This window comes from Streptomyces sp. NPDC006314 (genome assembly GCF_040613075.1).
GTDB lineage: Bacteria > Actinomycetota > Actinomycetes > Streptomycetales > Streptomycetaceae > Streptomyces.
Window position 1 is genome coordinate 369,775 of record NZ_JBEXRL010000002.1, and the last position, 14,876, is coordinate 384,650.

Here is a 14,876-nt window from a genome sequence, read left to right on the forward strand (position 1 = left end):
GGCTCCGTGCCCGTCACGCTGCGTCCTCCCCGATTGCCCAGGCGCACCCCGCACCCGCACGCCCTTTCGACTTCCCTGCCCGACACCGTAATACCCCAGGCACGAACCATGCGCGCTTTCGCGGCACGGAGCCGTGCGGGAGCAGTCGATCCTCGGAACCAGCGGATGCCCCGCCACTGACTGAACCGCCGGCCGGATAGCGCGACGCCGGCCTCGACGCTGCCGGGTGGTCCACGCCCTCTCGACTTGGACCACCGGCCCTTCCGTATCCGCGACTGCTGTCGTATCGGCAGGACCCCCGTCAACGGATCCAGAACCGTAACCAGGATCTTGGGGGTACAGCACGCTCACACATTCCCATTGCGGCGCGCACCGGGGGGACTCCGCGCCACCGGCTGAGCATCTGCCAACTGCGACAGGACCGCAAACTCGGCCGTGCCCGCTTCGGCCCGTTCCTGTGCCTGCCGCACTCGAGCGTGGGGCCCTCGTGACGACGCTCTCCGCGAAGCGTCGCCACCGTCATGACTGTTGACGGTCCACGTCCTGGCGCAGTGACTCCTCGGCAATGGCGGTCACCGCTGTCGGCTCCACGCGAGCCAGAGTTTCGATCACCGTGGCCCAGTCACCCATTTCGAGCGCTGGAGCGACGAACCTGCGCACCTTGGGCCCCTCAGCGTGGGTCGCGACGACGGCAAGTGCCCGTGCCCGACAGTCGGGCCCCTGAACCGCGTTGGCCACAGCCTCGGCCCGGTCCGTCAGGCCCTTCTCGGCCAAGGCGGCAACAATGCGATGTAGAGCCTCGGCGCGCAGCTCAGGATCGGTGAGGGTGCGAGCGAGGGCTTCTGCCCGCCCAATGTCACCGACTGCAGCCAGCGCCTCGGCCGCGGCTGCCCGAGCTTCGAGGCGCAACGCAGGCAGGGAGATGGACTGCATCCATGCCTCGGCACGGTCGGCCGCGCCCACGGCAGCCCACGCCTCGGCCACCGCGATGATCGGCCCGGCATTCGCCATCTCGTCGGACTCCGCGACCAGCTCGCCCACGGCATTGATCACCTTCGTGTCCCGTACAAGAGCCGCGGCATCGGCGACACCAGCCAGCGCTCGTGCCCGATGACCGGAATCCTTGATAGAGCGCGCCAAACGCTCGGCGCGGTCGGCCGCTCCGCTCTGCGCAAGCGCCCGAACAGCAGCCGCAGTTGCCTTTGCCCGGTCTGCCGGCTTTCGCACCATACCCAAGAGGGTCCCTACCCGCTCGTACTCCGCCACGCTGATCACTGCCTGAAGCAGGAGCGACAGTGCGGGCGTGTCGCTCAACTCGGCCTTCTTCGACCGATCGCCGTTACGCCCCATGAGCGCTTCTCGGCCGGCGCTCTCACGGTGTGCGACGCTTTCGAGTCGAGCGACCAACACGAGCGCCCTGTCGTGATCGCCCGCGACTTCAGCCGCGCGAATCAGGATGGGCAGTGCGGACAACGTCCAGTCGTCGTGTAGCGTCTCAGTCTGTTCTGCCCGGTCAAGGAATTCGAGAGCCCACGCGAGGTTGCCGGATTCGGCTGAGGTCTGGGCCAACAAAGCCCACGTCCGCAGACGTTCGTGGGGATACTGGACCGACTCCGCAAGCGAACGGGCCTGCTCGTACTCGCCGTTCCCGGCACGGACCAGCGCAAGCATTCCCCGGACCTTCGCCCGCCACGGCCGGTTCTCCATCGCGCCCGTCAGTGCCAAAGCAGTGTCGTGGTCGCCACCGATCGCGATCTCCCGTATGACGGCGCGCCACGCCTTTCCTTGTTCATCGGACCCATGAAGCAGACGGATGACATTCATCGCTTGCCGAAGTTCCGATATCCGGCACAGCACCCTCGCCAAAGCAACAACATCGGCGGGCCGTTCCCGGCATGCTGGCCGAACTCGCGCGGCAACACGAGCGAGCCCGACCAGATCCCGCGCGGACCGGGAGGGGTGGCACGGCGATCCCGCATCCGGCGTACTGCCAGAGCCGAAGCCAGCCGTCCTCATGGCTACCCTCATGATCCGCATGTCCCGCCTCACCAAGCGCCCCTCGTCCACAGCGGGCACCCCCCTCACTGCCATACCCCGGGCCCTTGTGTGCCGCCAGTATGCTCCGCGGCGCCGCGACTGCCGCTGGCGGCACACTCGTGACGTACGGGAACACCAAACGTGTGCGATGCCGCCGGCCGCACACGACGACCGATAGGACCAGGTGGGTTCGTCGCTGACGAGGGCAGCCCGGGCGTCGAGGATCGGGGGCAGCGGGAGGAATCCGTGACGGCAAGGACCGTGTCGGACCCGGTGCACGTTCATCACCGCCCTTATGTTCGTGGCTTGGCCGCAACGGGACCACGCCGTGCGACCGGCTGGGCGAGCCGTTCGGCCTGAGGGCGACGACCGCTACGCCTGTCCTCCTTACCGGACGGGTCACTAGGAGTTCAGCTCCGCGAGCCTCTGAGGGTATGCCGGTCCGGTGACAGCGCCAGCAGGTCCGTCACCGGGCCCCCGAGTCACAACTCCAGCCGCTCGGCGATGCGTTCCCGGGGACCGACCAGCGACATCTCGTCGGCGAAGGCGTCCGGTACGGCCAGTACCGCCTCCTCCCGCCGCCCCGCGAGGAACAGTTCCTGGATCCGCCGCGCCTCCTCCTCGTACCCCGTGCGCGCCATGCGGTCGGCGTGGAAGTTGCGGGAGGCGTGCCCCATCCCGCCGATATAGAACCCGAGCATGGCCTTCCGCAGTGCGGAACGGTCGAGCGGCTGTTCCACTTCGGGCCCTGCCGCCGATGCGCAGGTGAACGACAACTACGGACGCTGCCGACGCCGCCCGACGGCCAACGCCGTCCCGAGCTTGACAAGGTCGCGAACGCCCTGCTGGACCTCAGCTTGTTCTTCAACCTTTCAACCGTTGTAGGGCGATAAGGGTCTTCTCGCGGCGGACGGTTTTGCCCACTTTCGACGCCAGGGGTTTAAAGAACAAGCTCAGCACCCGGCACGTTCCGCGCCGTACCCGTCCACCGGCCGGGTGTGCCCTGCTCGAAGCGGTGTACGGTCCCCGGGTGCGTGAATGTTCCCGGCTCAGCCGGCGTGCCGCCCTCGGGCTGACGGCCGCCGCCCTTCCCGTGTCCACGGCCACCGAGGCCTCCGCGACGACGGTCGTCATCGGGGGCGAGCGTCTGGCCCGCGGCGCTGTCCAGGTGCGCGGCGCCACCGGACTGCCCAAGAAGCTCGACGCCCGCTCGTGGCTCGTCGCCGACTGCGCGAGCGGGGAGGTCCTCGCCTCGTTCCACGCGCACCGGCGGCTCGCGCCCGCGTCCACGCTGAAGATGCTGTTCGCGGACACCGTCCTGAAGAAGTTCGACCGTACCGAGCGGTACAAGGTCACCGAAGCCGACCTCGCCGGCGTCCCGGCCGGCTCCAGCCTCGTCGGTATCAAGCCCGGCATCACCTACACCGTCGAGCAGTTGTGGCAGGGCGTGTTCCTGCGGTCCGGCAACGACGCCGTGCATGTGCTCGCCCACATGAACGGCGGCATCGCCAGGACGGTCGCGGAGATGCGGGCCAAGGCCGAGGATCTGCAGGCCCTGGACACCCATGTGGTCAGCCCGGACGGCTTCGACCACAAGGGGCAGATCTCCTCGGCGTACGACCTCACGCTCTTCGCCCGCCACGGCCTGAAGGACGGCGAGTTCCGCGGTTACTGCGGCACGAAGACCGCCGACTTCCCGGCGGGCGGGAAGAAGACCTTCCAGATACAGAACACCGACCGCCTGCTGACCGGGGCCTGGGACCTGAAGACGTACGACGGCCTCATCGGCGTCAAGAACGGCTACACCAGCCACGCCGGAAACACCTTCACCGGAGCGGCCGTCCGCGGCGGGCGCACCCTGCTGGTCACGGTCATGCACCCGGCCTCCGGCGGCAACGCCGTCTACGAGCAGGCCGCCGCGCTGCTCGACTGGGGCTTCGGGCAGGGGCGTTCGGCTCAGGCCGTGGGGCTGCTCGTCGATCCGCTCAGCGAGGGCGGCGCGAGGGTGGGCCCGGTGCCCGCGCGGAAGTCGGTCCCGGCGGCGGCCGGCGCCCCCGGTTCGGCGTCCGGGAACGACTCGCCGTGGCACCTCGCGGCGGGTGCGGCCGGAACACTCGCGCTGCTGGGGGCAGGGGCCTGGGCGCTGCGCAGGCGGCGGGTGCGGGCGGCGACGGCCGCGGTGGAGGACGAGTCGGGGCCTGGCGGCGGCCACCGGCGCTGAGCCGGCCCAAGTGTGTGTGCGGCGGCCGTTCCACCCACCGGCGTGTACCCCGCGACCGGCGAGGTCCACCCCCAACTCCGGTGCGGTGGAACGGCCGCCGCCTCCCCCCCGGGATGTGGCTGCGGAACCCTCGGGCTTCAACTGTGAAGCTCTTGTGGAGAAAGTTGAGCACACGGCCCCCACCGGCCGCAATAGCGCGGATGTTCAAATTCCGCTTGGGGTACCGGGGAGTTGGGCTCCGCCCCGCCCCCCCCACCCCGTCCTCCGCGCCGCCCTCAGCCCCGCCCGATGTACGGCATCGCCGTCGCCATCACCGTCGCGAACTGCACGTTCGCCTCCAGCGGCAGCTCGGCCATGTGCCGTACGGTGCGCGCCACGTCCGCCACGTCCATCACCGGTTCCGGGGCCACCTCCCCGTTCGCCTGGAGCGCACCGGTCTGCATCCGGGCCGTCATGTCCGTGGCCGCGTTGCCGATGTCGATCTGCCCGACCGCGATCCCGTAGGGCCGCCCGTCCAGCGACAGTGACTTGGTCAGGCCGGTCAGCGCGTGCTTGGTCGCGGTGTAGGCGACCGAGTGGGGGCGGGGCGTGTGGGCCGAGATCGAGCCGTTGTTGATGATCCGGCCGCCCTGCGGGTCCTGTTCCTTCATCCGCCGGTACGCCGCCTGCGCGCACAGGAACGCCCCGTTGAGGTTGGTGTCCACCACGTGCCGCCAGGCGTCGTAGGGCAGCTCCTCGACGGGGACCCCGCCGGGCCCGAAGGTTCCCGCGTTGTTGAACAGCAGGTCCACCCGGCCGAACCGCTCCACGGTCGCCGCGAACAGCGCCTCCACGTCCTCGGGCCGGGACACGTCGGTGCGCACGGCCAGCGCGGCTGCTTCCGGTGCCCACGCCGCTGTCTCCTCCAGCGTCTCGGTTCGCCGGCCGGCCAGGGCCACCGACCAGCCCGCGCGGAGCAGTTCGACGGCGACCGCGCGGCCGATGCCGGATCCGGCGCCGGTGACGACGGCGATACGGGAGGGCGGGGCGGTTCGCTCAGTGGTCATGATCCGTAGCGTAGGTGAGGGTCCAGAGTCCGGAACTCGTCATTCCGCCATGCGAACGTCATAAGCCCCCAGCGCACACGCTGCTCACTCATCGCCCGCCCTCGCTCACGCGTTCCCCGGCAGTGTGTACGAGCTGAGAGCATAGGTGCCGGTCGCGTCAGCGAGGTCGTCTCACCGAGGGGCACAGAGGGAGGGCACATGCCGGAGCACACGGCGCCACCCACACCGGAAAGGGAACACACGTCCACCTCCACACCGTCGCCGGTCCGCGGCACGCACCGCACGGGCCCGCTCGTCACCTTCCTGCTCGGCTGCCTCACCGCGACGACCCCGCTCGCGATGGACATGTACCTTCCGTCCCTGCCGGAGGTCACCCGCTCCCTGCACGCCCCCGCCGTCACCGTCCAGCTCACCCTCACCGCGTGCATGGCCGGCCTCGGGCTCGGACAACTGGTCGTGGGCCCCCTGAGCGACCGCTGGGGCCGCCGCCGCCCGCTGCTCATCGGCCTCGCCGTCTACCTCGCCGCCACCGCCCTGTGCGCCCTGGCGCCCACCGCCGAGACGCTGATCGCCTTCCGGCTGGTGCAGGGCCTCGCCGGAGCGGCCGGCGTCGTCATCGCGCGGGCCGTCGTGCGCGACCTGTACGACGGGGCCGCCATGGCCCGCTTCTTCTCCACCCTGATGCTGATCTCCGGGGCCGCCCCCATCGTGGCGCCGCTCATCGGCGGGCAGATCCTGCGGGTGACGGACTGGCGGGGCGTGTTCGTGGTGCTCGCCGCGGTCGGAGCCGTGCTCGGCGCCCTGGTCTGGGTACGGCTGCCGGAGACCCTGCCGCCCGCCGAAAGACACAGCGGGGGCATGCGGGAGGCCCTGCGCGCCATGCGCGGCCTCCTCGCCGACCTGCCTTTCACCGGCTACATGCTCGCGGGCGGCTTCGCCTTCGCCGCGCTGTTCGCCTACGTGTCCGCCTCGCCGTTCGTCATCCAGGAGATCTACGGCGCCTCCCCGCAGACCTTCAGCCTGCTGTTCGGCCTGAACTCCGTCGGACTGGTGGCCGCCGGGCAGGTCAACGGCAAGGTGCTGGTCGGCCGGGTCAGTCTGGACAAGGTGCTCGCGGCCGGCCTGGCGGTGATCGTGCTCGCCTCGACCGCCCTGCTGCTGATGTCCGCCGGCGTCTTCGGCGAGGTCGGCCTCGCCCCCGTGGCCGCCGCGCTCTTCGTGCTGATGTCCGCGATGGGCGTCACCCTGCCCAACGCCCAGTCCCTCGCCCTGCTGCGCATCCGGCACGCCGCCGGCTCCGCCTCCGCGCTGCTCGGCACCTCCTCCTTCCTCGTCGGCGCGGTCGCCTCCCCGCTGGTCGGCATCGCCGGAGAGCACACCGCCGTGCCCATGGCCGTCGTCCAACTTTCGGGATCGCTGGTCGCGGCGGCCTGCTTCGTGGGAATGTGCCGTCCCTGGAGCACGCGCCGGAACACACGTGCGGGGTCGGAGGGAGACGAGAACTGAGCGCACCCAGACTGCGCGCCGACACGCCGGAACGGGCCGGGCTCGACCCGGTGGAACTCGGGCACATGGTCGGCGAGGTGCAGGCCCTCACCGCCGGAGACCGCCCCTGGGCGGCCGGCGCCGTCGTGCTGGCCGGACGCGGACCCGTGATCGCCGTGGCCGAGGCCGCGGGCTGGGCGGTGCGCTACGCCTCCTACGACCCCGAGACCGACACCGGTGTCGAACTGCCGCCCACCGCCCGGGTCCCGGTCACCGTCGGCACGCCCTTCGACCTGGCCTCCCTCACCAAGCTGTTCACGTCCGTCGCCGCCGTGCAGCAGATCGAACGCGGCACCCTCGGCATGAACGCCCGGATCGGCGACTACCTGCCCGACTTCCGGGCCGCCGCCGCCTACGGCATCACCGTGCGGCAGCTGCTCACCCACACCTCCGGGCTGCGCCCCGACCTCCCCCTGTACGAGTGCCCGGACGACGAGGCCAGGATGGCCATGCTGCGGGCGGAAGCACCGACCGCGGAACCGGGCACGTACCTGTACTCGGACCTGAACATGCTCCTGCTGCAGTGCGTGCTGGAGCGCCTCACCGGCCGCACCCTCGACCTCCTCGTCCAGGACGGCATCACCCGGCCGCTCGGCATGACCGCCACCGCCTTCGGCCCCTGCCCGGGCGCGGCGGCCACCGAGGACCAGCGGCGGCCATGGGCCAAGGCAGACCGGGGCCTGCTGCGGGGCGTGGTCCACGACGAGAACGCCTGGGCGCTCGGCGGGGTCGCCGGGCACGCGGGTCTGTTCTCCACCGCACGCGACCTGGCGGTCTTCTGCCGGGCCCTGCTCGCGGGCGGCTCCTACGGCCCCGCGCGCATCCTGGGCCCCGACTTCGTCGAGCTGCTGTTCGCCCCGCCGGGACTGGGCTTCGCCCTGGACCAGCCCTGGTTCATGGGGGAGCTGGCGGGCCGGGGCGCGGCGGGCCACACCGGCTTCACCGGCACCTCCCTGGTCCTGGACCCGGCGACGGACACGTTCCTGGTGCTGCTGGCCAACACGGTCCACCCACGGCGCCGGCCGCCGGACAGCAGACCGAGGGCGTCGCTGGGCACGCACCTGGCACGGGCGGTGATCTGAACCTCACCCCTCGGCCGGCCGAGTCGGGTGGGCGGTGGGCGGACGGGGGCTGCCGGCGAGGCCGGCACCGGCACCGGGCGCCGTAGAATCGCCGGGTGAACGACCCCGTACGCCCGGCGGAGCGACTCCGCACCGCGCTGGCCGAGCTGCTGGACGGTCTGCCCCCCACGGACGTGGCCCGCGCCGTGGACCGGCTGATCGCCAACTACCGCGGAGCCACCCCCACCGACGCGCCCATCCTCCGCGACCGCGCCGACGTGGCCGCGTACGCCGCGTACCGGATGCCGGCCACCTTCGCGGCCGTCCACTCGGCACTGGCGGCGTTCGCGGACGCGGTGCCCGGCTGGACACCCGGCAGCCATGTGGACGTCGGCGGCGGCACCGGCGCCGCGACCTGGGCCGTCACGGCGACCTGGCCCGGCGAGCGCAGCGTCACCGTGCTGGACTGGGCCGAGCCCGCGCTCGCCCTCGGCCGGGAGATCGCCGGCGCCAACCCGGCGCTCGACGAGGCCCGCTGGCAGCGCGCGCGGATCGGCCCCGTCCTCACCCTCGACACCACCGATCTGGTCACGGTCTCCTACGTCCTCAACGAACTCTCCGAGCCCGACCGTGCCGCCCTCGTCGACGCCGCCGCCACCGCCGCGCAGGCCGTCGTGATCGTGGAGGCCGGGACGCCTGCCGGATACACCCGCGTCATCGAGGCCCGCGACCGCCTGGTCCGGGCCGGGTTCCGCGTCGCCGCCCCCTGCCCGCACAGCGCCGCCTGCCCGATCGTGCCCGGCCAGGACTGGTGCCACTTCTCCGCCCGGGTCGGCCGCTCCTCCCTGCACCGCCAGGTCAAGGGCGGCTCGCTGGCGTACGAGGACGAGAAGTTCTCCTACGTCGCCGCGACCCGGCTGCCCGTCGAGCCGGCCCCCGCCCGGGTGGTCCGGCGCCCGCAGATCCGCAAGGGCCAGGTACTGCTCGACCTGTGCGAGGCGGACGAGCAACTGCGCCGTACGACGGTCACCAAACGCCACGGCGACCTGTACAAGGCGGCCCGGGACGCCGACTGGGGCGATGACTGGCCTCCGTACGACTCCAAGGCGTAGCTCCCCGGCGCGCCTTGTTACTTTCGACCCCATGGTCAAGAAGCCCGCCCCCGACGCCACCCGCCGCAGCGATAAGTCCCGCCGGGCGATCTACGCCGCCGCCCTCGCCCTGGTAGGCGAGGTCGGCTACCCGAAGACCACGGTCGAGGGCATCGCCGCCCGGGCCGGGGTCGGCAAGCAAACCATCTACCGGTGGTGGTCCTCCAAGGCGGACGTGCTGCTGGAGGCCTTCCTGGACCTCGCCGAGCAGGCGGCACAGGCGGCCGGGCAGGAGACGTACGCCCTCCCGGACACCGGCGACCTCGCCGCCGACCTCAAGGCGGTGCTGCGAGCGACGGTGGACGAACTCCTCGACCCCCGCTTCGAGGCGCCGTCGCGGGCGCTGGCCGCCGAGGGGGTGGTCAACGAGCAGCTCGGCCGCGAGTTCGTCACCCAGCTCCTCGAACCGCAGCTCCAGCTGTACGCGGACCGGCTGCGCTCCGCGCAGGACGCCGGGGGCGTACGGGCCGACATCGATCCGCGTATCGCGCTGGAGCTGTTCGTCTCACCCCTCGCGCAACGCTGGCTGCAACGCACCGGCCCGATCTCCTACGAGTACACCGACACGTTGGTGGAGTACGCCCTGCACGGAATCGCACCGCGCTGACGTCCCACCGCCGGATGTGAGACGCGTCTCGCCCGCATCCCCCTTATCCGCCCACCGGCCCCCCGAAGCACACAAAGGTGGGACCATGAGGCATGCTGTCCGCACACCAGCGAGGCGACCACCAGACCGAGGGGATAGATGAGCGCGACGTTCGGCGGCCGGTCCGGCCGGCAGGGCAGACTCTCCCAATGGCTGCTGGGACGCCGCCCGAAGGAGACCGCCGACGACGGCGGCCGTGAGGCCCTGCTGTTCGCCGCCGCCGGCGCCGGCCTGCCGCTGGCCCCCGCCGCGCACCCCGCCCCCGGCTACCGCTGTTCCTGCGACCGCGTCGGCTGCCCCACCCCGGCCCGGCACCCGGTGTCGTTCGCCTGGCAGACGCAGTCCACGACGGACCGCGGCCAGATCGAGCGCTGGGCCCGGCACCAGCCGCAGGCCAACTTCATCACCGCCACCGGCATGGTGCACGACGTCCTGGACGTCCCCCTGGTGGCCGGCCGCGAGGCCATGGAGCGGCTGCTCGGCGCCGGTGTCGAGGTCGGCCCGGTGGCCGAGAGCGACGACGGCCGCATGCTGTTCTTCACCCTCACCCGCGGCACCCCCGAGGACGAGGACGAGTGGTGGCCCTGTGAGCTGGACTGCCACCCCGAGACCATGGACGAGCACCCCGGTCTGCGCTGGCACTGCCGCGGCTCCTACGTCCTCGTACCGCCCGCCCGGCTGCCCGGCGACGACCGGTCGGTGCGCTGGGTACACGGCCCGGAGCATCCGCTGCCGGACCCGCTGAGCCTGCTGGAGGCGCTCACCGACGCCTGCGCCCGGCACGCCGGCGCGGAGGCCGGCCACGCGGGCGCGGCCTGGCCCCTGCGCCACTGAGAACCGGACCGGCGGGTCACTCGCCCGGCCCGGCGCTCACTCGCCCTGTGCGGACGTCAGTCCCTGAACCTGCCCCAGCACCCGCACCGGACCGCTGCCGGCCGGGTCCAGCGCGGCCTCGTTCGCGATCGACTCCAGCGTCAGGGACTGCTTGACCTCACCCTTGGTCAGGGCCTGCACGTCCTTGTTCGGTACCGGCACCGAGGTGCCCGCGGCGGCCGTCTGCTTCTGGTAGTGGTGCGTGGTGAAGAACACCAGCGCCCCGCCGTCCGCGGTGCGCAGCGCCAGCGGCGCGTAGTCGCCGCGGGTGAGCGGTGCGTCGACGAACTGCCGGACCAGACCGGGCTTCTTGGCCGCCTTCTTGCGGCTGGTGCGCAGGTCGCTGGTGTTCCGGCCGTCCGCGAAGTCCTTCCCGCCGCTCTTCAGGTAGGCCGCGTACTTCTCGCTCAACTCCTCCGGCCGGACCGCCAGTTGCGGCGAGTCCACCGGCACCGCCTCGGCCCAGCCGTCCTTGTCCGTCTTGAACCGCGGTACGGCGTCGGGCGCCACGAGCGTCAGATACGCCACCTGCCAGCGCTCGCCCAGCCCGCCCCGCGTGAACACCAGCAGCCACCGGAAGTCGCCGCCCTTGTTCCCCTTGGCGTCGGCGACGAACCAGCGGGGCCAGCCGGCCTTCTTGGGGATCGTGAACTTCGGGTCGGACAGCTTCAGCGGAGTGTGGTTCGCGTTGCCCGAGGGGCTGTTGACGTGGCCCGCCTTCAGCCGCGCGGAGTCGATGTCGGCGAGGGCGCCGGTGACGTAGGGCGCGTCCAGAGAGCTGTCGTAGGCCTTGTCGGCCTTGTTGTACGCGTCCGTGAACGCGGTGAGCGCCTTGGCGGCCTCGGCGCGCGTGGTGGCGGGGAGCACCACACGCTCCCCGTGCACCACCACGCATCCACCGGCCGTCAGCGACAAAGCGGTCAGCGAGGCCGCTATGAGTGCGTTACGGTCACGCCTGCGAAGCCGTCGACGGCTGCGTTCCCTGGTCATCGGGCTCCTTCACCTTCCCCTTTCCGGAGGCGAACCCTACCGGGGCGAGGAAGATCGTGAGCGTCGGGATCAGGTACAGCAGCCACACCGTGATCTGGACGACCGTCGGGTCCGGCTGGAAGTTGAAGACGCCCTTGAGCAGCGTGCCGTACCAGCTGTCCGGCGGGATGGTGTCGCTGATGTCGAAGGCGAGGTCGGTGATGCCGGGAATCCAGTCGGCCTCCTGCAGGTCGTGGAAGCCGTACGCCAGCACGCCCGCCGCGACCACGACCAGCATCCCGCCGGTCCAGGTGAAGAACTTCGCCAGGTTGATCTTCAGGGCGCCCCGGTAGAACAGCCAGCCGAGGAGGACCGCGGTGACGAGGCCGAGGGCGACACCGATCAGCGGGCGCGGGGTTCCGTCGGAGGCCGCGTGCACCGACGCCCACACGAACAGCGCGGTCTCCAGGCCCTCCCGGCCGACGGCGAGGAAAGCGGTGGCGACCAGTGCGCCGGTGCCCATGGCGAGGGCCGCGTCCAGCTTGCCGTGCAGCTCCGACCTCAGGTGCCGGGCGGTGCGCCGCATCCAGAACACCATCCAGGTCACCAGGCCGACGGCGATGACGGACAGCGAGCCGCCGAGCGCCTCCTGCGCCTGGAACGTCATCTCCTGTGAGCCGAATTCGAGGGCGCAGCCGAAGCCCATCGCGATGGCGACCGCGATGCCGATGCCCACCCAGATGGGCTTGATGGCGTCCCTGCGGCCGGTCTTGACCAGGTAGGCGATCAGGATGCAGACGACGAGCGACGCCTCCAGCCCCTCGCGCAGGCCGATCAGGTAGTTGGAGAACACGGGCTATGCCTCCTTCGAGAACAGCGCGCGCCCCCACCAGTCGCCGGAGTCCCGGACGCCGGGGGGAACCGCGAAGACCGCCGAACCCACGTGCTGGATGTACTCGTTGAGCGCGTCGTGCGCGGCGAGTCGGCGCTGCAGCGGGATGAACCCCTTGCGGACGTCCCGCTGGTAGGCCAGGAAGAACAGGCCCGCCTCCAGCCGGCCGAGGCCGTCGGTGCCGTCCGTGAAGGAGTAGCCCCGGCGCAGGATGGTGATCCCGTCGTTGGACTCGGGGTGCGCGAGCCGCACGTGCGCGTCCGGCTTCATCGCCTTCAGGAACGGCGCGTCGTGCTCCTTGGCCTTGCCGACCGGGGCGCCCTCGCCCTTGTCCCGCCCGAAGATGTCCTCCTGCTCCTGCAGCGGGGTCCGGTCCCAGGTCTCGATGTTCATGCGGATGCGCCGGGCCACCAGGTACGACCCGCCGGTCATCCAGTCCGACTTCCGGTCGACGTCCCCGTCACCGACCCACACGAACTTCTTCAGCCGGTCGGTCTCGGTGCCCGCGATGTTGCGGGTGCCGTCCTTGAAACCGAAGAGGTTGCGCGGGGTCTGCGCGCCCGGGGTGGTCGAGGAGGTCTTGCCGAAGCCCAGCTGGGACCAGCGCACGGCGACCTTGCCGAAGCCGATGCGGGCCAGATTGCGGATGGCGTGCACGGCGACCTGCGGGTCGTCGGCGCAGGCCTGGATGCACAGGTCGCCGCCGGTGCGGGTCTTCTCCAGGTTGTCCCCGGGGAACGGGGGCAGGTCTGCCAGCGCCGCGGGCCGCCGGTCCGCGAGCCCGAACCTGTCGAACAGCGAGGGCCCGAAGCCGATCGTGAGCGTCAGCCGGGACGGCTTGAGACCCAGCGCCTCGCCGGTGTCGTCCGGCGGGGCCTCGGCGAGCCCGCCGTAGGCGCCCTCACCGACCGGCCTGCCCGCGGTCATCCGCCGGGCCGCCTCCGTCCAGTCCTTCAGCATCTGCACGAACTCGGCGCGGTCGTCGGTCTTCACGTCGAACGCGGCGAAGTGCAGCCGGTCCTGCACCGGGGTGGCGATGCCGGCCTGGTGGGCGCCGTGGAACTCCACCGCGCCACCCGCCTCGGCGGCGGCCGGGTCCACGTCGTTGCCGGCCTTGGCCATCGCCACCGCGCCACCGGCCGCCGCGGCACCGAGCGCGAGCCCGGCCCCGCCCCAGCCGATCAGCGCCCGGCGCGACGGGCTGCCGTCCTTGGTCTCCTGCGTCTCGGTCATCGCCCTGCCCCTGTCCTGCTTACTTCACGACCGTGGCGGCGAGCTTCGACAGCGGCTCGGCGAGCGCGTTCACCGCGTCCGACAGCTCCTTGCGCTCTTCCTTGCCGACCTTGTCGTAGGAGACGAACTCGTAGGAAGTCTTGTCCGAACGGTACTTGTCCAGCAGCGCGTTCAGCGCCGTGAACTGCTTGTCCAGCCTGCCGACCAGCGCCGGGTCGTTCTTCCCGGCCACCGGCTTGAGCAGCTCGTACGCCTTCTGCGCGCCCTCGACGTTGCCCTTGAAGTCGACCAGGTCGGTGTGCGAGTAGTACTCCTCCTCGCCGGTGACCTTGCCGGTGGCGACCTCGTCCAGCAGCTCCTTGGCACCGTTGGCCATGGAGGTCGGGGTGATCTCGGCGGTGCCGACCCGCTTCTGCCAGTCCTTCAGGTCGGTGAGCAGCTGGTCCGCGAGGGTCTTCTCCTCGTCACCGACCTTCTTCTGCTCCCACAGGGCCTGCTCCAGACGGTGCCAGCCGGTCCACTTCTGGCCGGCGTCCACGTCGGGCTTGCGGAAGTCGACCTTCGGGTCGATGTCACCGAAGGACTCCGCGACCGGCTCGGTGCGCTCCCAGCCGAGGCGGGAGGGCGCGTAGGCCTTCTTCGCGGCGTCGACGTCACCGGCCTTGACGGCCTTCACGAACGTCTCGACGAGCGGCAGCGTCTCGTCGGCCTGGCCCTGCGCGTACTGCCGGTAGTCGGCGACGGCCTTGTCGAGCTTGGGATCGCGCTTGGCGGCCGTACCGCCACCGGTCACGGTGAGCTTCTGCCGGACGCCGCGCCCCTTCATACCGGGGCGGCAGGCGATCTCGTACGAGCCAGCCTTCACCTCGGCGGTCAGCGTGTACTTGGTGCCGGGGCCGATGTTCTCCTTCTCGGACACGATCCGGTCGTCCGGGAACAGGATCTCGACCTCGGTGGCCTTGGAGCCCTTGTTCTGGATCTTCAGCGTGACCTGGCCGGCCGGAACCGACTTGGCGGAGGTCTCGCACGTGGAGTCGGCCGCGGTGACCTCGATGGCGTCGCCGTCCTTGGCATCGCTCTTCGCGGTGCAGGCCGAGAGGGCGGTCAGGGCGGCCGCGGTGGCGGCGGCGGTGACGGTCAGTCGGACGGCTCGCATGCAGGCTCCAAGCGGATCTGGTCTGGTGAGGCTGCCCTAACTTACC

General features: G+C 71.3%; 12 protein-coding genes and 1 pseudogene. 6 read left to right on the forward strand and 7 right to left on the reverse strand.

The annotated features are described in order from the left end of the window. Positions 1-519: 519 nt before the first annotated feature. Positions 520-1,824, reverse strand: a complete 1,305-nt coding sequence (locus ABZ079_RS04800; protein WP_356937954.1) for a hypothetical protein — start codon at positions 1,822-1,824, stop codon at positions 520-522. A 615-nt stretch (positions 1,825-2,439) separates the two neighbouring features. Then, a pseudogene (locus tag ABZ079_RS04805) lies at positions 2,440-2,744 on the reverse strand (LLM class flavin-dependent oxidoreductase); the annotation flags it as partial. Between the two features lie 323 nt (positions 2,745-3,067). Between ABZ079_RS04805 and ABZ079_RS04810 the strand changes: the two are divergent. Next, positions 3,068-4,258: a D-alanyl-D-alanine carboxypeptidase gene (locus ABZ079_RS04810; RefSeq protein WP_356937955.1), complete on the forward strand. Its 1,191-nt coding sequence runs from the start codon at positions 3,068-3,070 to the stop codon at positions 4,256-4,258. A gap of 275 nt (positions 4,259-4,533) precedes the next feature. On the opposite strand, the gene ABZ079_RS04815 is transcribed toward ABZ079_RS04810, so the two are convergent. Continuing rightward, entirely contained in the window at positions 4,534-5,304 is a 771-nt protein-coding gene (locus ABZ079_RS04815; protein ID WP_356937956.1) for an SDR family oxidoreductase, read from the reverse strand. 198 nt (positions 5,305-5,502) lie between these two features. Here ABZ079_RS04815 and ABZ079_RS04820 point away from each other — a divergent pair, with 198 nt between their 5' ends. From ABZ079_RS04820 to ABZ079_RS04840, 5 genes are all read left to right on the forward strand, one after another. Continuing rightward, on the forward strand, positions 5,503-6,810 hold the full coding sequence (locus ABZ079_RS04820; protein ID WP_356937957.1) for a multidrug effflux MFS transporter: 1,308 nt from the start codon (positions 5,503-5,505) through the stop codon (positions 6,808-6,810). After that, complete coding sequence (locus tag ABZ079_RS04825) at positions 6,750-7,931, forward strand: serine hydrolase domain-containing protein (RefSeq protein ID WP_356937958.1); 1,182 nt, start codon at positions 6,750-6,752, stop codon at positions 7,929-7,931. The genes ABZ079_RS04820 and ABZ079_RS04825 overlap by 61 nt, the downstream gene beginning before the upstream one ends. Positions 7,932-8,026: 95 nt before the next feature. Beyond that, positions 8,027-9,022, forward strand: coding sequence for a small ribosomal subunit Rsm22 family protein (locus tag ABZ079_RS04830; protein WP_356937959.1), 996 nt, complete (start codon positions 8,027-8,029; stop codon positions 9,020-9,022). A 31-nt stretch (positions 9,023-9,053) separates the two neighbouring features. After that, positions 9,054-9,668: a TetR/AcrR family transcriptional regulator gene (locus ABZ079_RS04835; RefSeq protein ID WP_356937960.1), complete on the forward strand. Its 615-nt coding sequence runs from the start codon at positions 9,054-9,056 to the stop codon at positions 9,666-9,668. Positions 9,669-9,806: 138 nt separating this feature from the next. Beyond that, entirely contained in the window at positions 9,807-10,541 is a 735-nt protein-coding gene (locus tag ABZ079_RS04840; RefSeq protein ID WP_356937961.1) for a bifunctional DNA primase/polymerase, read from the forward strand. Between the two features lie 36 nt (positions 10,542-10,577). On the opposite strand, the gene ABZ079_RS04845 is transcribed toward ABZ079_RS04840, so the two are convergent. From ABZ079_RS04845 to efeO, 4 genes are read right to left on the reverse strand one after another with little or no spacing between them, the layout of a single operon-like run. Then, a complete protein-coding gene (locus tag ABZ079_RS04845) occupies positions 10,578-11,570 on the reverse strand; it encodes a hypothetical protein (protein ID WP_356937962.1) in 993 nt (330 codons plus the stop codon). Beyond that, a complete protein-coding gene (efeU, locus tag ABZ079_RS04850) occupies positions 11,530-12,402 on the reverse strand; it encodes an iron uptake transporter permease EfeU (protein ID WP_356937963.1) in 873 nt (290 codons plus the stop codon). Before efeU ends, ABZ079_RS04845 begins: the two co-directional genes overlap by 41 nt. 3 nt (positions 12,403-12,405) lie before the next feature. Further along, the gene (gene efeB, locus ABZ079_RS04855; RefSeq protein ID WP_356937964.1) at positions 12,406-13,674 is read right to left on the reverse strand and encodes an iron uptake transporter deferrochelatase/peroxidase subunit; all 1,269 of its coding nucleotides are present in this window, start codon (positions 13,672-13,674) and stop codon (positions 12,406-12,408) included. A gap of 19 nt (positions 13,675-13,693) precedes the next feature. Further along, positions 13,694-14,830 carry an iron uptake system protein EfeO gene (gene efeO / locus ABZ079_RS04860; protein ID WP_356937965.1) on the reverse strand — a complete coding sequence of 379 codons (1,137 nt, stop codon included), beginning with the start codon at positions 14,828-14,830 and terminating at the stop codon, positions 13,694-13,696. Between the last annotated feature and the right edge of the window lie 46 nt (positions 14,831-14,876).